A 20,941-nucleotide genomic window follows, 5' to 3' on the forward strand; every position below is an offset into this window, starting at 1 on the left:
TTTCAGAGGTGGGCGTATAATAGGGTGAAAACTGGGGGGTGTCAAACGCATTTCCATAAAAAAAATGATTTTCTGGATTGAGTGCGTAAATTTAAAACAATCTTGTGGAAATACTGGAAAATTACATGGTTTAAGCCGGATTTTTAAGCAATTCCAGAATTGCTTCTACTACCTGCGGATGCAGTAAATAGCCGGTAATATCATGCGGGCGGTGAATATGGGTACGAATGCCGTGGTTAATAATTGCGGGTTGAAACTGAAATGGCGGTTGTGTAAGAGGAAAGGCGGTAAGAAAATCATCAGTTGAATAAAAATTTATCCAGTCGCCTGTAATTGCTGCAGGTCGTACAATGGGTTGCGGTAAATGTGACTGGATCACCTGAAAGGCTAATGGCGATCCTAAAGTAATAAAACGCTGTACATTCAGTTCAGGATGCTGGATGAGATAGTTATAGGCAATCACACTGCCCAGAGAATGAGCAATCACAATGCAAGGTTTGCGACCATTCAATTGCCGGGCAATCCGTTCATGAACTTCCTTCATGAAACCAGGATTGTCGAGATACAGATAGGTTTCAATCAGAAATTTCTGAAGCAGGCTACGATGCAGGCTGGGAAAATAATTAAGCAATAATACAAAGTCTCGTAGTGCAACATTTTTGCTTAGCGTAGTAATAAATTTGAATTTCTGTTTGAAATCCATCGGCTCATTCAGATGAAGCTGAGGAAGATCTGAAATCACGGGCTTGCGCCAGCCAGGACGTGGAACGGGTGCAGGAAGCTGAGGATGGACAGGTTGACGGAAACGAAAGCTGGGCCATTGCTGGGGCATCAAGGTTCCAGCATTCAGGATGTTGCGAACGTTATAGTGTGAAAGCAAGTCTCCATAAAATGGAATGTGAATATGACGTCGTAAATAACTAAATCTGGCATCATGACGGTGTTTGCGAATGCCTTTTTGAAGTATATGCAGCCAGCGCTGGCGAATCGATGCAGCACTGTGATGTTGCTGGTTCATTCCATGAATAAAAATAACTTTCATCGATACCTCACGGAGGTCGATCTATATATTCACAGTATAGAGAAAATTGCGGCAAGCCAAGCTGCACTTTTTGTGGCGTTAATGTTTAAATTATCTTCGATAAAACAATCATTAACAGACATCCGTATATTTATAAAAAAGGCAGAAAAAGCAGTAAATTGGTAGGTCTGGATGAAAGATTTTACTGAATAGAAGAAGAATATGAATGGAACGGTAAAAGTTGAATTTAGAGTTTGACGTGAGTCTTATAGCAATTCCAGTAGCGCTTTAATGACGTCTGGATGCTGAATATAACCATCAATATCATGCGGATGATAAATGGAGGTATGAATCTCCTGATTAATAATCGCAGGCTGAAGCTGGAAGGGTGGTTCTGATAATGGAAAGGCAGTCAGAAAGTCATCGCTACAATAGAAATTTATCCAATCGCCTGAAATTGCAGCAGGTCGTACAATCGGTTGCGGCAGATGAGCCTGGATGACCCGAAATGCCAACGGTGATCCAAGAGTAATAAAACGCTTGATATTCAGCTCCGGATGCTGAATCAAATAATTATAGGCAATCACGCTGCCAAGCGAATGTGCCACCAGAATCTGTGGCCTGCTGCTATAGAGTTGATCATGAATGCGGCGGTGAACTTCCTGCATAAAATGTGGGTTGGCCAAATAAAGATAAGTTTCCAGCAAAACTTATGCAAAAAGCTGGCATGTAAGCTGGGAAAATAATTGATGAGTACCGCAAAATCCCGCAAGGCAATATCTTTGCTTAATGCTGTAATGAATTTCAGTTTTTGATTGAAATTCAGGACATCATCAATATTCGACTGCGGGACGTCACAAATTTGATAGGTACACTGGTCTGGTGGCGATGCCGGTTGCAGCTGTGCGGGATGTAAAAAAGGGAAATGCGGCCACTGTTGCGGCATCAGGGTGCTGGCATTCAAGACGTTATGAAAATGATGCCGAGAAAGTAAATCGCCATAAAAAGGGATACGGATATGCCGTTTTAAATAAGTAAAACGGGCTTGCTGTTGTAGGTTTTTCTGAAGGCCTGTTTTGAAGAGATGCAGCCAATGTTGACGTAATGAAGTAGCCGTATATTGTTGCTTGTTCATGCCGTGAATAAACACAATTTTCATCGACGCACCCTTAAGGCTGCCCACTATGGTTATAGTATAGATAAAAAAAGAGCGGCCGGAGCCGCTCTTTTAAAACTGATGATTAAGACTTGTTGTGATAAAAGGCATAATAACTTGCATAACACGCTGCAATAAATAGCAGACAGCCTATGAAGCTGATACGCATTGATGGATCAAAGACCATACTGATACAGGTAATAAAACAGAACACAAAGCCCAGGATTGGAACAATCGGGAACAATGGTGCAGCAAAGCCCAGTTCTTTTGCCGTATGACCCTGTTTATACCACTGACGACGGAAGTTGAACTGGCTTAAGCAAATACTCATCCAGACCACCACCATGGTAAACGCCGCAACGCCCAGCAAGTTGGTAAAGATCGTCTCTGGCGCAAACTGTTCAGACAATAAACCTGGCAATGCACCTAGCATAGTCACCATGACTGCAATATACGGTACACCGCGAGCATTCAGTCTTGAGAATACGGCAGGCAACTGTTTGCTGTATGACAATGACCACATCATACGAGAAGCAGCAAATAAGCCCGAGTTGGCGGCAGACAACAATGCAGTGATAATGACAAAGCGGATGATGTCTTCAGCATATGGGATACCAATGTGCTGGAATACGGTTACGAATGGACTGCTACTCACGCCTTCAGCAGCTAAGCCTGCTTCCTGATGCGGAAGTAAGGCTGTTACCACGATAATGGTACCTACAAAGAAAATTAATAAGCGGAAAATCGCAGTATTAATTGCTTTAGGAACATTTTTCGCAGGATCTTCAGTTTCACCGGCAGCCACACCAATCAGCTCGGTACCAGAGAAGGCAAAGTTCACAATTAGCATCGTAGCAAAAATCGGGAATAGACCTTCAGGGAACCAGCCTTGTGCAGTTAGATTGGTAAATAAAGGCGCAGCTTCATAGCCTTGATAGCCCAGAACACCAAAGATGGCCAATAGACCTAAAAGAATAAAAGCAACAACCGTGACCACTTTTACCAGTGCCAGCCAGAATTCGGATTCGGCAAACCAGCGGGTCGAAATCATATTGAGACTAAATACGAATACACCAAAGATAATGGTCCATAACCACATAGAAATGTCCGGGAACCATTCCTGCATCAGCAAAGCCGCTGCAGTAAATTCAGTTCCGAGAGTGACCGACCATGTCAGCCAGTATAACCAGGTGATGGTATAGCCTGTGCCTGGTCCAATATAACGTTTGGCATAAGCACCAAATGAACCAGATTCTGGCATATGAACGGCAAGTTCGCCCAAACATAGCATCACCATGTACGCGATAATACCGCCCAGGAGATAAGCGAGAATGGCACCTACAGGCCCCGTTTGTGCAATGACTTCACCCGACCCTAAGAATAGGCCTGTTCCGATTGCGCCACCAAGCGAAATCATGACCAGATGTCGAGTACTCATAGCGCGTTTTAAAGGCGCAGAATTGCCCTGATGCGTAGCATCATTCGGAGATGAGTGCATAGGAAATAAGAAATACTTCAAAGGAATGAAGCGAGCTATTGTAGTGAAAAACTACAAATCTGCAATCGAATAATGGTAATTTCGAATAAGGTCTGATCGTATGAGATCAATAGATGGCGTCCCTACGGGGATTCGAACCCCGGTTACCGCCGTGAAAGGGCGATGTCCTAGGCCTCTAGACGATAGGGACGTTGCGAGGTGATGCGTATATTAAGGACTAAGCCGGGTTTTGTCAAAAGGGTTTTTGCTAAAATTCATTTAACAGTTTAAACATTAGGCAAAACAAAAACTTTATTTTATTAAAATGTTATTTTCTGAACAGATTTCAGGACTATAAAAAATAAATATTTGAAAAGATCACTAAAACTTAGTGATCTGGAGTTTGATATTGCTCAGGCTGAGAGTTTTCAGTTGGCGTTGACACTGTTTCAGTCTCCGCAGTGTGGTTATCATCACGGTTGACGATATAGAGATATAGTGCGGATGGGGCTAAAATCAGTAAAACCAGTAAGATCTTTTTTAACATGATACAAAGGCAAAATATGAAATCGCATTAATTATAGCCTAAGCAAATTAAAAAGAGCAGCAGCATGTACCTATTCAGGCTCTAGAATTTAAAAGTAACATCCGCAATAAATTGGCGGCCGATTTCAGTCATCACACGTGGTCTATCATTTGAGGTCGAGCCTGTTGTATAGGTATTCACGCGGTTGGTTACATTGTTAATGGTTAAACCAAAAATTGCCCTTAAATCTTTTGAAATTTCCCAATCATAGGTGGTGCGCATATCCCATTTAAATTTGGGTTTAATTTCAGAGGCTAAATAGGTGTCAAGCAGTTCACCTTTATACTCGACTTTGTCATTTTTATTGGAGACTACAACCATATCATCGTAACTGTTTTTATAGCTAAAGAAGTTTGAAATACGTACAGGCAGTGTATCGAATGTAATATCCCAGTTTACTCGTGCGGTCCATGGTTGGTTAAAGTTTGGGGCAGGGCGGTCTGACCAACGGATAATTTGACCATCATAAGAGACCCATTCATCTTGAGTGGCTTGATCATAGGCTGAAGTGTAATCTACATAACTGCGGAAGACTTCACTGTATCAAATCCCAAGGCAAATAAATGTTGGCTATCCCCCAGTGCGATCGGTTGACGATTTTTAAGGGTTAAGGTGTAGATGTCAGCTTTGCCACTTCCATCATTGTTATATTCGTAGAAGAATTTTGATCCATCTAAAGGAGTAACTTTAGTTTTTGATATTTCATCCTGATATTTACGATTGACCCATTTTAGCCCTAGATCCCAATTCTGGATTTGTGTATTCAGGCCTAAAACAGTCTCGTCACTGAAAGGGGTATTGAGCGCTGAACTACGCGCACCGCTGGATAGTGCAGTTTGTGTTTCTACCCAAGTCGCATGTGGGTTTTCACGTGACAGTTTGTAGAGCAAATCATTTTGAATTTCATTCAGCTCTGTACCTAACGTTTGCTGACCATAGTAGCGATTCCACCCAGCGGATAAATGCAATTGATCATTACTAAAGGGTTTGTAAGAGAGACGACTGCGAGGGGAAATATTGATATTACTACTCAAAGAGTCATAATCAGCACGAACACCAAGGCGTGTTGAAAATTGATCATTCCACTGAATATTATCTTCAATAAATATATTTAGGCGATCTTGCTGAGCTTTGATATCACCAGCTTTGTACAGAGTTCCACCAGCGATATATTGTCCATTCCAACCATTTATAGTTAGTTTCTCATCACAATATGGGTCACTTTGAAGGCAGGTAGTATCTTTGCCAAGTTCTTTTAAGTTGATCTTTGTCGCGAGTAAAACATCCTCGGCTCGTTTCCACTCAACATGAGCATGGCTATAACCCGCACCTAGAGTCATGTTGTGTTGGGATTGACCAACTTTAAATGGGTCTATATTGGCTTGTAGGTCGTAAGAGAGAACGTCTTGGAGTTGTTTGATTTCTCCCATGATGGCGCCTTCTCGAACAACATCGGTATTATTCCAATCTTTACTTCCTTCGGCGTAGTACCAATGCATACTGTAGTTATTATCTGCAATGCGTTGTGTCGCCGAGTTTTGGAAATTAAGTTTATGTACGAGAGTACCTAGATTGAATTGGTGTTCGAGTTCAGAGAATAATGTAAGTGTTTCGGTTTCAGTGGTACTTCCCGAATCACGATTGCTGTCCACATAGCTCAAACTGTCCAGCAATCCATAATCCAAACCAAACTTCGCTTTGGTTGAGGCGTTTGGTGTATAAAATAATGTTGCACCAAGATTTGAGATATGTCGTTCTTGATCAATTGTTTTAGGTGTTTCAAAGCCACTTTTGACTGGGATGATAGACTCTCTTTGAGAAGCATAAGCATTAAAGCCCCAATCATTCGAGAGCTTCCCATAAATATTGGTGCTTACACCTTGTTTGGTATATTCCTTTTGGTAGTCATCTGTAGGTTCTTCAAATTTACTTTCTTCTAAAGGTGAAATTGAGTTGTAGCGAGCCCAATCACTTTCAGTGTAATCGTAAGTGATAGAACCGTGAATTTTACCTATCTCTGTTTGCGGTGCGCATATTTTAGCATTTATAACACCACCTGTGAATTGACCATAAGCGGCAGACACATTGCTATCTAATACTTCAAGCTCACAAAGTAGGTCAGTGTTCACTGCCATAGCTTGTGCGCCAGTCCCAATATCTTGAAACGTATTTGTGTTTGAATTTGCTGGATTAATAAGTAGGTTGTTGGAAACACCATTCACAATGAAATTGTTTTGGAAGGTTTGTGCACCATTAATTGAGATTTCGGCAGGTTTAATTTCACCTTGAGAACCTGCTGCAAGTTGTGACTGACTAAACTGCACATTCGGATTCACTTTTAAAAAATCGGTAATGTTCTTTGAGCTATTCGGCGTCTTTTCTAAATCTTCTTTTGAATAAATGGTTTTTCCAACTTCATTTTCTTGCTGAGCTTCGATAATAATTGTGTTGAACTTAACCGTAGCTTCCTTGAGGATGGATTCTTGATAATTTGATTCTTCTGCAAAACTAGATGTTGATAAAGCTGTTAGAACCGCAATAGAAAGTGGGGAATAAGCAAAACGCATGAGAAGGGTTAAATCTGCGAAAGATAATGGAAGTGATTATCATTAACTTAGAGTAGGTAATCAATAGTAATGAGAATTATTTTCATTAATTAATTGATAAAAGTGTAGGACTTGAGCAGCTTAAGATGCTGATCAAAGAAATATAAAGAAGAGAAAAAATAGATGGCGTCCCTACGGGGATTCGAACCCCGGTTACCGCCGTGAAAGGGCGATGTCCTAGGCCTCTAGACGATAGGGACGTTTAGAAGATGGCGGTATCTTATTGATCCGCCACCAGAGTGTCAAGCAGGTGAGGTGCGAGTTTGTTTAAAATATAGCAAAACAGTTCAGCGGTCTTCTGCGTATCATATAATGCAGAATGGGCTTCTTTGCCATCAAACTCAATCCCAGCCTGAATACAGGATTTTGCCAGTACGGTCTGACCAAACATCACCGCACTTAAAGTCACTGTATCGAAGACAGAAAAACTATGAAACGGGTTCTGGTTTTTGGTTCCGGTACGCGCAATCGCGGCCTGAAGAAAACCTAAATCGAAATGTGCATTGTGTCCGACTAAAACTGCATGGGTACAATTTTGCTGGCGACGCACTTCATTCACCGATTTAAAAATGCGCTTGAGTGCAGTTTTTTCATCTTCGGCCATTGCGATTCGCATTGGATTCGAAGGATCGATCCCAATAAACTCCAGCGAACGTCGGTCGAGATTTGCCCCTTCGAAAGGATTGATATGTGCATGGTAAGCTTGACCCGGCACAAATTGACCCTCCTCATTATAAACAATCGGAATGGCCGCAATTTCCAGCAATGCATCAGTCTGCGCATTAAAACCTGCAGTCTCGACATCGACAACTACAGGTAAGAATCCACGAAAACGTTGACCAATGATTGGGAGCGTTTCATTTGTCACACTTTTCTCCATTGAATGGTTTTACCAGCATACAGTGGGATAATCTGTTCACCATCCAGATAGTCTAAACTTTCAGGAATTATTTGATCTTCTTTGATCAGGGTAATTGTGCTGGTATTACGTGGCAGGCCATAGAAGTCTGCTCCAAAGTGGCTGGCAAAACCTTCCAGGCGTTCAATTTTACCCACTTGATCAAATGCCTGAGCATACAGCTCAATAGCAGTCGGCGCACTATAACATCCTGCACAGCCACACGCATTTTCTTTTGCATTTTTTGAATGCGGCGCGCTATCTGTTCCCAGGAAAAATTTAGGATTACCGCTGGTTGCGACTTCCAGCAAAGTTTGCTGATGCGTTTGACGTTTTAAAATCGGCAAGCAGTAGAAATGCGGCTTGATCCCACCAACCAGCATGTCATTGCGGTTAAACAATAAATGTTGCGGCGTAATGGTTGCAGCGACATTACGGTCTTGCTCAAGTACAAAGTTTGCTGCTTCGCTGGTGGTGATGTGTTCGAGCACCAGTTTCAGCTTGGGAAATTGTCTGAGTAAGGGAGCCAGCACTTCATCCAGGAAACGCTTTTCACGGTCAAAAATATCGACATGATTATGCGTCACTTCACCATGTAGCAATAAAGGCACTTGGTGTTCTTCAAGCTGTTCAATTACGCCGTAGACTTTGCTCATATCGCTCACACCACTATCGGAGTTGGTGGTCGCACCCGCAGGATAGAGCTTGATGGCATTGACATGCGCAGATTCTTTGATCTTTTTAACTTCGCTTGCCGGGGTGTTGTCAGTGAAATACAGCACCATACGCGGGTCGAAATTTACCCCTTCAGGCACATGTGCCATGATACGTTCACGGTAGGCATTGGCTTCTTCGACAGTTTTAACGGGTGGCACCAGATTTGGCATGCAAATGGCGCGAGAAAACTGCTTGGCTAAATCGGGAACGGTACGTTGAAGTGCTAAACCATCACGCAGGTGAACGTGCCAATCATCTGGCTGGAGAATCGTAATCGTATTCAAGGCAAATTCAGTCGAACAAATAAAACAAATGATAATCCATCTATAGTAAAAATGGTAACGAGAAAGCGCTACAAAATAAGGGATATGTATAAATTAATTTTAAAAAGTATGTTATTTTAAAATTAATAAAAAAATTACATAAATACTTGGCAATGGAATACAAGTACAATCTAGCGAAATTGCAAGATGATAAAGAAGACATAGAACAACTGATTACACGGCAAAGCCAGCGTGTAGGCCCGGTCTTCCCTCAAAATCTGGAACAAGAATTCTGGACTAAAAATCTGGAACGCGCCCGCAAACATGTCGAAAAATATGTGTGGGCTGGAGTACTAGCCTATTTCCTTTTTTTGGTGGTGATGATTCCCACAGATTACTGGAGCATCAGCAAAGAATATTTCGTACATGATTTTGTCCTGTGTATGTTGGGCTTGCTCAATGGCGGCGTGTCGCTAATTATCTTTTATATGTTCTCGTGCTTACCCAAGATCAAGCGCTTTTTTCCTCAGGCTTCGATGCTGTTGGTATTCTGGGTACAGGTGTCAATTTCATGTATCACCATGTCGATTAAAACTGATGCCTTGCAGCATCAATCCATGGCGATAGTCACGATCGTATATATCCTGGGTTATATTCTGACCGGTATTAAACCGATTCAGATGCTGGTCACCGGATTACTCGCTGCGGCAACTACTATTCTTGTATTGTTTAGCCTTTCAGTTGAATTTAATCCTATGGTTTTTGGACGGATTTTAATTGGAAGTTGCTTGCTGGGTTATGTGATTAGCCATATGATTTTTGCCCGTGAGCGTGTGATTTTTCTCTATAGTATTCGCGCCAGAATCAGTGAGCAGATCCAGCGTATTCATACCAACGAATTATTACATTTGAGTCAGTATGATGAACTGACCAAGATTTCCAATCGACGCACCTTTGATGAGACACTGGAGGTCCATTTCGAACGTGCACGCCGTGAAGAAACGGCTTTGGCGATTCTGTTTATCGATGTGGATTTCTTTAAAAATTACAACGATTTTTATGGACATCAGAAAGGTGATGATGTCATTTCGACGATTGCCAAAACCATCAAGAATGCGATCCGTCATATGGACTTTGTCGCACGTTATGGCGGGGAGGAGTTTGTAGTGCTCTTGCCAGAAACGGATGCACATGGTGCTTATGCAGTGGCTTCAAATATTTTTAAGGCGATTGACCGTCTGGAAATCCCGCATGAAAAATCCTCGGTTGCGAAACATATCACCATCAGTTTAGGCATTACCGTCTATCGTGGTGAGGAAGATATTGATAAGGATGCATTGTTGGGAATCGCGGATCAGGCGCTATATCGTGCCAAACAGCTTGGACGCAACCAGATTTATTATCAGTCTATTCGATCAGTCAATTCAGATATTGCAAATGGCTAGAGATTATTAAAATGAATAAAACAATCATCAATAAAAAACCGCGCTCAGGGCGCGGTTTTTTGCTTAAGACAAAACTTAGTTTTTGTCTTTCAGTTGTGGCACTGCAGATGCAGAACCGACTGCCAGTAAACCAGTTTCTGTATAGATGCCCAGTTTCGCACGTGTATCCGTGATATCCAGGTTACGCATAGTCAACTGACCGATACGATCCATCGGCGAGAACATAGAATCACCTTTCTCCATAGTTAAACGCTCAGCTTCATAAGTGAGGTTAGGAGATTCAGTGTTCATAATGGTGTAATCATTACCACGACGAAGTTCGATTGTTACTGTGCCAGTAACTGCTTTAGCGACCCAACGCTGTGCAGTTTCACGTAGCATAAGCGCTTGAGAATCGAACCAGCGACCTTGGTACAGCAAACGACCTAAACGTAAACCGTTAATGCGGTATTGTTCAATCGTATCTTCGTTATGAATACCCGTTACCAGACGCTCATAAGCAATGTGAAGCAGCGCCATACCCGGAGCTTCATAGATACCGCGAGATTTCGCTTCGATGATACGGTTTTCGATTTGATCCGACATACCTAGACCGTGACGGCCACCGATGCGGTTCGCTTCAAGAATAAATTCAACTGGATCTTCAATGCGTTGACCGTTAATCGCAACCGGGAAGCCTTCTTCAAAAGTAATCGATACTTCTTCAGCTTTCACTTCTACGTCATCTTTCCAGAACGCAACGCCCATGATTGGCTCAACGATTTTGATGCCTGCATTCAGGTATTCAAGATCTTTGGCTTCGTGCGTCGCACCCAGCATGTTTGAGTCAGTTGAATAAGCTTTTTCTTTTGACATTTTATAGTCAAAACCATTGTCGATCAGGAACTGTGACATTTCTGCACGGCCGCCCAGCTCGTCAATGAAGGTTTGGTCTAACCAAGGCTTGTAAATTTTAAGCGCAGGATTGGTCAACAAGCCATAACGGTAGAAACGTTCAATGTCATTGCCTTTATAAGTCGAACCGTCACCCCAGATGTTAACGTCATCTTCTTTCATGGCAGTTACAAGCATGGTGCCAGTTACTGCACGACCCAATGGTGTCGTGTTGAAATAAGGCATACCACCTGTAGAAATATGGAACGCACCACATTGAATTGCAGCAATACCTTCTAATGCAAGCTGTAAACGGCAGTCGATTAAACGTGCTTTTACTGCGCCATAAGCTTCAGCTTTTTTTGGAATCGCATCGTAATCGTCTTCGTCTGGCTGACCCAAGTTTGCTGTGTAAGCATAAGGTTCAGCGCCTTTTTGTTTCATCCACAAAAGAGCAGCAGAAGTATCTAGACCACCAGAGAAGGCAATACCAACTTTTTTACCTACTGGGACATTCTGCAAGATAGTTGCATTATCAGACATTGTTCATCCTAATGATATGAAATAGGCACGCCAGAATTGGTGGCCTGAAAAAATACATATTGCATCAATTGTATCATTAATTTATTTAGGTTTGCTTTAGAAAAGAAAAACTCGTTTTAAAATCTCTATTCAATAGGCTTAAATAATCATAAATCGCACGATTTTCACCAGAATCCTGCTGAAAACGGAAGAAATTGGTTATATTCAGCCGAATAAAGTTAAAAATCAGATAAAACAGGAATAAAAGCATGGCGACTCGCATCCCACCTTTACCTAATTTAAATCCTAAAGCTAAGAATGAAACGCTGGCACTGTTGCATGGGATTTATGCCGGCCTGATTGGTTTTAGTACAGTGCTGTTTTTATATCTTGAATATCAGCAATCCAGTATTTCCATGCTGAGTTTAGGTGTGGTGCTGCTGCTTTTAGGCTTGCTGATGTTTTTTAATATACAGGCCAGTATCAAGGTCAAGCAGGGCAATGGTTCAGGGCGGACATTATCCAGAGTGATGGCAATCCTCATGCTGTTCAGTTTTCCGATTGGGACAGTATTGGGTGCGATTGCATTATGGAAATCCAGCGCACGACAATGGCAGAACTAATTCGTCATGTATAGAGTGAGCTGGTTTCGAAGATTGATGTTTGTGCCTGAAAATGCTGAACTCAGGGTCATAAAAAGCTTCTGAAAATCAGTTAAAGTAAGGGAATGACTTGCTCAGCCAAATATAATCAGGGATTTGTTATGACCACGACGCGCTATGCCAACATTTTAAAGCCACTGCATTTGGGTTTTACCACCATTAAAAACCGGGTGGTGATGGGGTCGATGCATACTGGTCTGGAAGACCGCTTCTATAACTATCCTAAACTGGCAGCGTATTTTGGCGAACGAGCAAAGGGTGGCGTAGGTCTGCTGATTACAGGGGGAATATCGCCAAACCGTCAGGGCTGGTTGTTGCCGGCGGGCGGTACCATGAATACCTTGGGGGATATTGCGCCGCATCGTCTGGTGACACATGCAGTGCATAAGCATGGTGCTAAAATTCTTTTACAGATTCTGCATGCCGGACGTTATGGCTATCAGCCTTTTGTGGTTTCGGCCAGCCCGATCAAATCACCAATTTCTCCTTTTAAACCGCGTGAAATGTCAGATAAACAGATCCTGAATACCATTCAGGATTATGTGAAAACTGCCATCATTGCCAAAAAGGCTGGCTATGATGGCGTGGAAATCATGGGTTCTGAAGGCTATTTGCTGAATCAGTTTTTAAGTCGTCATGTCAATCAGCGTAACGACCGTTGGGGCGGCCCGATTGAAAACCGGATGCGTTTTGCCGTAGAAATTGTTAAAGCGATTCGCGCTGAAATTGGTGAGAAATTTATTATCTGTTTCCGTTTGTCACTTCTCGATTTGGTACATGATGGCAATACCATGCAGGAAGTGATTACCGTAGCTAAAGCTTTGGAAAAGGCAGGAATTACTTTGCTCAATACCGGGATTGGCTGGCATGAAGCACGTATTCCAACTATTGTGACTTCCGTGCCTCGAGCTGCTTTTGTCGATTACACGGCTGAAGTTAAGAAACATGTTTCGGTGCCGGTGATTGCATCTAACCGGATCAATATGCCAGACACTGCCGAGGCGATTCTGGCCTCTGGTCAGGCAGATATGGTACAGATGGCACGTCCACTTTTGGCCGATGCTTTCTGGGTCAACAAAACCGCAACCAATCGTGTTGATGAAATCAATACCTGTATCGCCTGTAATCAGGCTTGCTTGGATCATACCTTTAAAAACCAGCGCGCAACCTGTCTGGTCAATCCGCGTGCCGCTTATGAGACCGAACTGGTCTATGTCAAAACCAAAAAACCGAAAAGTATTGCAGTGATTGGTGGTGGTGTTGCAGGTCTGTCAGCGGCTACTGTCGCAGCCAGTCGCGGGCATGATGTCACTTTGTTTGAGGCCAGTCATGAAGTAGGCGGGCAGTTCAATCTGGCTAAAGTGATTCCGGGGAAAGAAGAATTTCACGAAACGATTCGTTATTTTAAAGTGCAGCTAGAAAAAACCGGAGTTGATCTGCGTCTCAATACCCGAGTCAACCGCGAGCAGTTGGAGCGTGAGGGTTTTGATGAGGTGATTGTGGCTACAGGGGTTGTGCCGCGTGCCTTGAATATCGAAGGCAGTCAGGCACCACAAGTATTATCTTATGCAGAAGTGCTACGTGGCGCACCTGTCGGTGATCGTGTTGCGGTTATTGGCGCAGGCGGGATCGGTTTTGATGTGTCCGAGTTTTTATTAAAGCCACCGCATCAAATACAGCCGCAACCTGTGGATGAGTGGAAGCGTGAATGGGGTGTAGATTCTCATCCAGATTATGTGACTGAAGGCGGGTTACAGCGTGCTGAAGTAGAACCTCCAGTACGGGAAATTTATCTATTACAACGTAAAAAGACACCGCTTGGCGCAGGACTAGGCAAGACTTCAGGCTGGGTACATCGTGCCCAGTTAAAAAAACATGCCGTGCGGATGTTGCGCGGCGTGCAATATAAATCTGTCACGGATGAAGGCTTATGGATTGAGGTGGATGGCCATGCTCAATTATTGCGTGTAGATACCATTGTGGTATGTGCAGGTCAGGAATCGGTAAAAGACCTGATGCCGAGTGCTGGGGAAAATACCTTGGCGCAGTATCATATTATTGGCGGTGCAAAACTGGCTGCTGAACTCGATGCCAAGCGCGCCATTCGTGAGGGAGCGGAATTAGCAGCAAAACTGTAAGGATTTGATGAAACTATATGCAGTTGATTGCATTCACTGTAATTTTCACTTGTCAGCCGGACAAAAGCTCCGTATTATTGCGCCCATGGAAGCGTGGCAGAGCGGTTTAATGCACCGGTCTTGAAAACCGACGAGGGTGTGAGTCCTCCGTGAGTTCGAATCTCACCGCTTCCGCCAAATTTTAAAAACCCAGTCTATTTGACTGGGTTTTTTTATGTCTCAATATTTTTCAGTTGTTGATCCACTTGATAAGGCAGTTAATTCCTCTCATCATTCTCTGCTGAGTTAAATACAACTTAAGATCATTTCAATATTAAAAACTTTGATTGAAAATACCCAGGTTAGCTTTGATTTCGGGTGATTTTTAGCTGAATAAACCGCTTTTTATAGAAGTTTCGCTAAATTTTATTGCCAAAAATCTAATTTATTTATATGATGGCGGCCAAGGAAGCGTGGCAGAGCGGTTTAATGCACCGGTCTTGAAAACCGACGAGGGTGTGAGTCCTCCGTGAGTTCGAATCTCACCGCTTCCGCCAAATTTTAAAAACCCCAGTCGAAAGATTGGGGTTTTTCTTTTTAGGCTGCAGATCTTGAATATTAAATTCTTCAGTCCTGAACTTAATTCATAAAATCTTGAAAAATGGACGTATCGGCCAAATATAGAGTCAGAGGCGTCAACGCGCTATCATACGCCCAAGCATCATATGGATCTCATTATGAAAATTGTCGCAGATGAAAATCTAGCATTTACCGATTATTTCTTTTCCGAATTTGGTGACATTCAACATTGTGCAGGGCGAACTTTAAGCGCAGATGATGTCAAAGATGCCGATAGCTTGCTGGTACGTTCAGTGACTCAGGTCAATGAAGTACTGCTACAGAATAGTTCGATCAAATTTGTAGGAAGTGCCACCATTGGTACAGATCATTTGGATATTGCTGCATTAGAACAACATGGGATTCAGTGGAGTAATGCGGCCGGCTGTAATGCGCAAGCAGTGGCTGAATATGTCATTACCGCATTATTGCAGGTACGTCCTGAATTACTCGATGCCAATACGACATTTACCCTGGGTATTGTCGGTTTGGGTAATGTCGGAACCCGACTGGCTTATATGGCGAAGCTCTTGGGCTGGCGCGTGATCGGTTGCGATCCTTTTGTGCAAAGAGAGCAGGTTGATCAAGTCGAATTTCATGAACTGCTGCAGCAGGCGGACGCCGTTTCAATTCATGTCCCTTTAACCAAAACAGGCATATATCCAACCTATCATTTATTTAATGCTACTGCGTTGGCAAAAATGCAGCCTGACGCGATCCTGATTAACTCAGCGCGTGGGCCAGTGATTGAAGAAACTGCCTTAATTCAAGATATTAAAGCGACACAACGCCCCGTAATTTTGGATGTTTTTGAACACGAACCGCTGATTTCAGCAGAACTTCTGGATCTGGTGACTTTGGTGACTCCGCATATTGCCGGCTATAGCCTGGAAGGCAAGGCACGTGGTACCCAGATGATTTACGAAGCTTTTTGTCAAACTTTCGGTTTTGCAGCCAATAAACAGTTTGAATCCCAGCTGCCTATCTGTGAGCAGTTTTTTCAGGGGCAGGATTTAAAAATGGCATTGCAACAGCATTTATCCCAAATTTATGACATTGCTCGTGATGATGCCAATCTACGTGCCTGTCTCAAAGAAGGCAAAATCGATCAGCAGGCATTTGATCATTTACGTAAAACCTATCCGCTGCGTCGTGAGTGGGCAGCACATGGTGCGCCGAAGGCATGACGATGACGTATCAACCCACTTGTGACCTTCAAGCCATGCGTGCACGGGCGACCTTATATCGTCAAATCCGTCAATTTTTCGCTGAGCGGGATGTATTAGAGGTGGAAACACCGATTTTGTCTCAAGCCGGTGTGACCGATGTGCATTTAGCCTCGGTACAGGCACAGCGCCATGTGCTGGGTAAACTGAATACGCATTATTTGCAGACCTCACCCGAATTTGCTATGAAGCGCTTATTGGCCAGTGGTAGTGGACCCATTTACCAAATCTGTAAGGTCTTCCGCAATGATGAGCATGGACGCAAGCACAATAGCGAATTCACCATGCTGGAATGGTATCGCCCGGGATTTAGCTTAAAAGATCTGATGTTTGAAGTATCGGATTTGCTGAATGTGACTTTGAAAGCACGTTTTGGCGAAATCCGTCCGACCATTCTAAGCTATAAACATGCTTTCATGGATCGTCTGGATCTCAATCCACTTCAAGCCACTTTACAGGAACTGAAAGATTGCTGCCGCCGCGTTGGACTCAATCTGGATTTAGGCGAGGATCGTCTCGGTTATATCGACCTGTTATTTTCACATATGGTTGAACCTAGTCTGGGTTTTGATACTGCAGTATTCCTGACTGATTTCCCCCCTGAAATGGCATCACTGGCCAAAACCCGAACCGATGAAGATGGTGAACTGGTCGCCGCACGTTTTGAATTGTATATCGAAGGTTTAGAATTGGCCAATGCCTATGATGAGCTGATTGATGCCGACGTATTGCGTTCGCGCTTTGAGGCGGATAATGCAGAACGGGCCAAGCTGGGCTTGCATGTCATGCCGATCGATAAATATCTATTGGCAGCTTTACCGAATATGCCGGAATGTTCTGGAATTGCCCTTGGAATTGACCGTTTGTTGATGATTGCAACCAATCAAATGAAACTGGAGCAAGTGATTACTTTTCCGGCAGATATTTCCTGATGGTACTGATCCAATATTTTTTAATTCCTTTTGTGATAAAGAGAAATTAAGCTATTAAAAAAGCACCCGAGGGTGCTTTTTTATTATTCAATCGCTACGGTTTGTTGTGCTTTGAGTTCACCGAGTGCCTGAATCCGTCGTTCAATCAGCATTTCACCAATATCCGGACCCTGAATATCGGCAGGCAGGTCTTGTGCCTTGATGGCGCGTACGGTTTGCATGGCATCGAGGACATATTGTGCTTGTGGATAAGCACGATCTTCCAGACCTAGACGGCCACGTGAATCACATTCACACGCCTGGACGAAAGCTTCGACACGTTCAGGGCGACGTAACACATCCAGACGTTGCAATAATCGCCATAAGGTTCCCGGCTTAAGATTGAAGGCCTGATGGCATTTCAGATGCTCTTTGCACACCGCCAAAGCCAGCTGCTTGGTATACGTCGGCACTTTTAAACGGTCACACAGTTCATTCACTGGCTTGATGCCACGCTCTTCATGCATGATATGTCGCGGTAATTCTTCAACCGGCGTTAAAGCTTTTCCTAAGTCATGCACTAAAACGGCAAAACGTACATCCAGACTATAATTTTGACGACACGCCTGCTGCAAGGACATCATCGTGTGAATGCCGCAGTCAATTTCCGGATGATATTCTGGGCGTTGTGGAATGCCATATAAGGCATCAATCTCAGGGAATAGCACCTTTAAAGCACCACATTGACGTAATACTTCAAAATACACATCAGCATGACGTTCGGATAAAGCACGGGAAGTCTCTTTCCAGACGCGTTCAGGTGTCAATGCATTTAATTCACCGGTTTCAGTCAAGCGTTGCATTAACGCCAAAGTTTCATCGGCAATCACAAAGCCTGCACTGGTATAACGCGCAGCAAAACGGGCAATGCGTAGCACGCGTAATGGATCTTCGACAAAGGCATCGGAAACATGACGTAGAATCCGGTTTTCCAGATCCTGTTGACCACCATAAGGATCATAAACCTGGCCGGCATCATCCATGGCCATGGCATTAATGGTCAGATCGCGACGAATCAGATCCTGTTCCAGCGTAACGCTGACATCGGTATGAAACTCAAAACCATGATAACCGGTGCCAGATTTGCGTTCGGTACGCGCCAGTGCGTATTCTTCTTTTGTTTGGGGGTGTAGAAAAACAGGGAAATCTTTGCCTACGGGCTGATAGCCTAAGTCAAGCATTTGCGCGGGGGTTGCACCAACGACCACATAATCTTTTTCGTGATAGGGGTGTCCGAGTAAATGATCTCGAACTGCGCCGCCTACTAAATAAACTTGCATGAAAAAACCTCTATTCTTACAAGCATCATGCTACAGAATAGAGGTTTTCTCAAGTTAAGAAACGAGGCTGATGCGTCGTTATCTTGTCATTGGCTTAAAGTGCATCTTGTTCCGCTTGCTGGATTTCTGCAACAGTCAGTGCAGTCATGTTGATCACACGACGCGTGGTCGCAGTCGGCGTCAAAATGTGGACAGGTTTTGCAGCACCTAGAAGAATTGGACCAATGGTCACATTGTTGCCTGAAGTTGCTTTTAATAGGTTAAACGAGATGTTGGCTGCATCCAGATTCGGCATGATCAGCAGGTTTGCAGAGCCTTTGAAACGTGAATTCGGGAATGCAAACTGACGAATGTTTTCATCCAGAGCAGCATCACCGTGCATTTCACCTTCAACTTCCAGCTCAGGCGCGATTTCAGACAGGATGTCATACACCTTACGCATTTTTTGCGCGCTGGCATCATGCTGGTCTGAACCGAAACTTGAGTGAGACAGCAGGGCAATACGTGGTGTCATACCAAAACGGCGAACTTCTTCAGCGGCCAGAATGGTCATTTCAGCCAGCTGTTCAGCCGTTGGGTTGGTATTGACATAGGTATCGGCAATGAAGAGGTTACGGTCTTCAAGCATCAAGGCATTTAGGGTAAAGAAAGTATTATGACCATCTTTCTTGCCAATGATGTTGCTGACGAAGTCCAGGTGAATATCGTAGCTTGAATACGTACCACACAGCATACCGTCTGCCATACCATGTTTCACAAGCATCGCTGCGATTAGGGTCGAGCGGCGACGTGCTTCACGCTGTGCATATTCAGGCGTTACACCCTTTCGTTGCATGATGTTGTAGTAATCGTCTGCAAACATTTCGTAGTTCGGGTTCTTTTCCTGATCGACGATGGTGATATTCACGCCATCTTCAAGACGCAGACCCAATTTTTTAATGTTGGCTTCAATGACAGCTGGACGACCCACTAGAATCGGAATTGCCAAACCGTCATCTACCGCAATTTGAACTGCGCGAAGTACACGCAGATCTTCACCTTCCGCATAAGCAATACGTTTAGGATCAGATTTAGCCTGTTCAAATATTGGTTTCATCATGAATGCAGAGTTGTAGACAAACTCAGACAAACGTTGACGATAATGCGAGAAATCTGTGATTGGACGTGTTGCCACACCCGAATCCATTGCTGCTTGTGCAACAGCAGGTGCGATTTCTAGAATCAGGCGTTGATCCAGTGGGCCCGGAATCAGGTATTCACGGCCAAATGATGCCGATTTTTCACCATAGGTTGCCGCATCAGCTTCAACGTGTGCCATACGTGCAATCGCGTGGACACAGGCAATTTTCATTTCTTCGTTAATGGTGGTTGCACCAACGTCCAGCGCACCACGGAAGATGTACGGGAAGCACAGTGCGTTATTCACCTGGTTCGGATAGTCAGAACGGCCAGTCGCCATAATCACGTCATCACGGACTTCATGTGCATGTTCAGGCAGAATTTCTGGATCCGGATTCGCCAAGGCAAAGATGATCGGATCTTCAGCCATGACCTTGACCATTTCTTTGGTCAAAATACCTGCAGCAGAAAGACCGAGGAACATGTCTGCGCCTGCAATCACGTCACCGAGCTGAGTAGCTTCGATGTCTTGTACATAGGCTTTCTTGGATTCATCCAGGCCTTCACGATGCGTAGTCAGCAGACCGCGTGAATCGGCAACGATGATATTCTCTTTTTTAGCACCCAGAGCACAAAGCAGATTCAAACAAGACAGTGCCGCAGCACCCGCGCCTGAAGCTACGATCTTGATGTCTTCAATTTTTTTGCCGTTGATTTGCAATGCGTTGAGGAGCGCTGAGCCGACAATAATCGAAGTACCGTGCTGATCATCATGGAATACTGGAATATTCATGCGTTCACGCAATTTCTGCTCGATATAGAAACACTCTGGCGCCTTGATATCTTCAAGGTTAATCCCGCCGAAAGTCGGTTCTAATGCAGCGACAATATCCACAATTTTGTCTGGATCATTTTCAGCAATTTCGATATCGAATACATCAACGCCAGCAAATTTTTTGAATAATACGCCTTTACCTTCCATAACAGGTTTAGAAGCCAAAGGACCAATATTACCCAGGCCAAGCACGGCAGTACCATTGGTCACGACAGCAACCAGGTTACCACGAGCCGTATACAATGCAGCAGTTGAAGGGTCGCGTTCAATCTCAAGACATGGTGCAGCTACGCCAGGCGAGTAAGCAAGGGCCAAGTCACGTTGGTTGACCAATTGTTTGCTTGGTGTAACGCTAATTTTTCCCGGGGTAGGAAATTCGTGATAGTAAAGGGCCTGTTGCTTTAAAGATTGTTCGTCCATCAGTCTCTCGATCGTTGTAAAGATTACCCGGTCAGCGGGCAAAGAATTTATTTATGTTCCTGAATATACCATTTGTTAACCAGTTCGGACAGACAAAGACGGCCGTTTTTCCAACAAACTTATTGGGGC

At 43.8% G+C, this 20,941-nt stretch carries 15 protein-coding genes, 4 tRNA genes and 1 pseudogene; 7 read left to right on the plus strand and 13 right to left on the minus strand.

What is annotated here, in order from left to right:
* Positions 1 to 130: 130 nt before the first annotated feature.
* The 10 genes and pseudogenes from NI470_RS00280 to pyrC form a co-directional block, all read right to left on the minus strand.
* Positions 131 to 1,042 carry an alpha/beta hydrolase gene (locus tag NI470_RS00280; RefSeq protein WP_253147615.1) on the minus strand — a complete coding sequence of 304 codons (912 nt, stop codon included), beginning with the start codon at positions 1,040 to 1,042 and terminating at the stop codon, positions 131 to 133.
* A 245-nt stretch (positions 1,043 to 1,287) separates the two neighbouring features.
* A pseudogene (locus NI470_RS00285) lies at positions 1,288 to 2,180 on the minus strand (alpha/beta fold hydrolase).
* An 82-nt stretch (positions 2,181 to 2,262) separates the two neighbouring features.
* Positions 2,263 to 3,675: an amino acid permease gene (locus tag NI470_RS00290; protein ID WP_004279544.1), complete on the minus strand. Its 1,413-nt coding sequence runs from the start codon at positions 3,673 to 3,675 to the stop codon at positions 2,263 to 2,265.
* 114 nt (positions 3,676 to 3,789) lie between these two features.
* Positions 3,790 to 3,865 (minus strand) — tRNA-Glu (locus NI470_RS00295).
* 177 nt (positions 3,866 to 4,042) lie between these two features.
* Entirely contained in the window at positions 4,043 to 4,201 is a 159-nt protein-coding gene (locus NI470_RS00300; RefSeq protein ID WP_004279546.1) for a hypothetical protein, read from the minus strand.
* A gap of 81 nt (positions 4,202 to 4,282) precedes the next feature.
* The gene (locus tag NI470_RS00305; RefSeq protein ID WP_252513908.1) at positions 4,283 to 4,561 is read right to left on the minus strand and encodes a hypothetical protein; all 279 of its coding nucleotides are present in this window, start codon (positions 4,559 to 4,561) and stop codon (positions 4,283 to 4,285) included.
* Positions 4,562 to 4,755: 194 nt separating this feature from the next.
* On the minus strand, positions 4,756 to 6,807 hold the full coding sequence (locus tag NI470_RS00310) for a TonB-dependent receptor plug domain-containing protein (RefSeq protein ID WP_253147614.1): 2,052 nt from the start codon (positions 6,805 to 6,807) through the stop codon (positions 4,756 to 4,758).
* A gap of 163 nt (positions 6,808 to 6,970) precedes the next feature.
* Positions 6,971 to 7,046, minus strand: a tRNA-Glu gene (locus NI470_RS00315).
* Positions 7,047 to 7,066: 20 nt separating this feature from the next.
* On the minus strand, positions 7,067 to 7,726 hold the full coding sequence (gene rnt, locus NI470_RS00320) for a ribonuclease T (protein WP_004279557.1): 660 nt from the start codon (positions 7,724 to 7,726) through the stop codon (positions 7,067 to 7,069).
* Positions 7,711 to 8,745, minus strand: coding sequence for a dihydroorotase (gene pyrC / locus NI470_RS00325; RefSeq protein WP_253147613.1), 1,035 nt, complete (start codon positions 8,743 to 8,745; stop codon positions 7,711 to 7,713). The genes rnt and pyrC overlap by 16 nt, the downstream gene beginning before the upstream one ends.
* A gap of 152 nt (positions 8,746 to 8,897) precedes the next feature.
* On the opposite strand from pyrC, the gene NI470_RS00330 reads away from it, so the two are divergent.
* Positions 8,898 to 10,169, plus strand: a complete 1,272-nt coding sequence (locus NI470_RS00330) for a GGDEF domain-containing protein (protein WP_253147612.1) — start codon at positions 8,898 to 8,900, stop codon at positions 10,167 to 10,169.
* 75 nt (positions 10,170 to 10,244) lie between these two features.
* Here NI470_RS00330 and argG read toward each other — a convergent pair whose 3' ends face one another.
* Complete coding sequence (argG, locus tag NI470_RS00335) at positions 10,245 to 11,585, minus strand: argininosuccinate synthase (RefSeq protein ID WP_004279561.1); 1,341 nt, start codon at positions 11,583 to 11,585, stop codon at positions 10,245 to 10,247.
* Positions 11,586 to 11,833: 248 nt separating this feature from the next.
* Between argG and NI470_RS00340 the strand changes: the two genes are divergently transcribed.
* From NI470_RS00340 to epmA, 6 genes are all read left to right on the plus strand, one after another.
* Complete coding sequence (locus tag NI470_RS00340; RefSeq protein ID WP_044111519.1) at positions 11,834 to 12,187, plus strand: hypothetical protein; 354 nt, start codon at positions 11,834 to 11,836, stop codon at positions 12,185 to 12,187.
* 140 nt (positions 12,188 to 12,327) lie between these two features.
* Positions 12,328 to 14,364 (plus strand): FAD-dependent oxidoreductase, encoded by a 2,037-nt coding sequence (locus NI470_RS00345; protein WP_253147611.1) that lies wholly within the window; start codon positions 12,328 to 12,330, stop codon positions 14,362 to 14,364.
* 87 nt (positions 14,365 to 14,451) lie between these two features.
* Positions 14,452 to 14,541 (plus strand) — tRNA-Ser (locus tag NI470_RS00350).
* Between the two features lie 269 nt (positions 14,542 to 14,810).
* A tRNA-Ser gene (locus tag NI470_RS00355) sits at positions 14,811 to 14,900 on the plus strand.
* A 180-nt stretch (positions 14,901 to 15,080) separates the two neighbouring features.
* Positions 15,081 to 16,148: a 4-phosphoerythronate dehydrogenase gene (locus NI470_RS00360; protein WP_153567122.1), complete on the plus strand. Its 1,068-nt coding sequence runs from the start codon at positions 15,081 to 15,083 to the stop codon at positions 16,146 to 16,148.
* Positions 16,145 to 17,119, plus strand: a complete 975-nt coding sequence (epmA, locus tag NI470_RS00365) for an EF-P lysine aminoacylase EpmA (protein WP_004645738.1) — start codon at positions 16,145 to 16,147, stop codon at positions 17,117 to 17,119. Before NI470_RS00360 ends, epmA begins: the two co-directional genes overlap by 4 nt.
* A gap of 83 nt (positions 17,120 to 17,202) precedes the next feature.
* Here epmA and NI470_RS00370 read toward each other — a convergent pair whose 3' ends face one another.
* Complete coding sequence (locus NI470_RS00370) at positions 17,203 to 18,438, minus strand: multifunctional CCA addition/repair protein (RefSeq protein WP_253147610.1); 1,236 nt, start codon at positions 18,436 to 18,438, stop codon at positions 17,203 to 17,205.
* Between the two features lie 94 nt (positions 18,439 to 18,532).
* Positions 18,533 to 20,812 (minus strand): NADP-dependent malic enzyme, encoded by a 2,280-nt coding sequence (locus NI470_RS00375; RefSeq protein WP_004280528.1) that lies wholly within the window; start codon positions 20,810 to 20,812, stop codon positions 18,533 to 18,535.
* Positions 20,813 to 20,941 lie beyond the last annotated feature (129 nt).

The organism is Acinetobacter lwoffii (assembly GCF_024129115.1).
Classification (GTDB): domain Bacteria; phylum Pseudomonadota; class Gammaproteobacteria; order Pseudomonadales; family Moraxellaceae; genus Acinetobacter; species Acinetobacter lwoffii_T.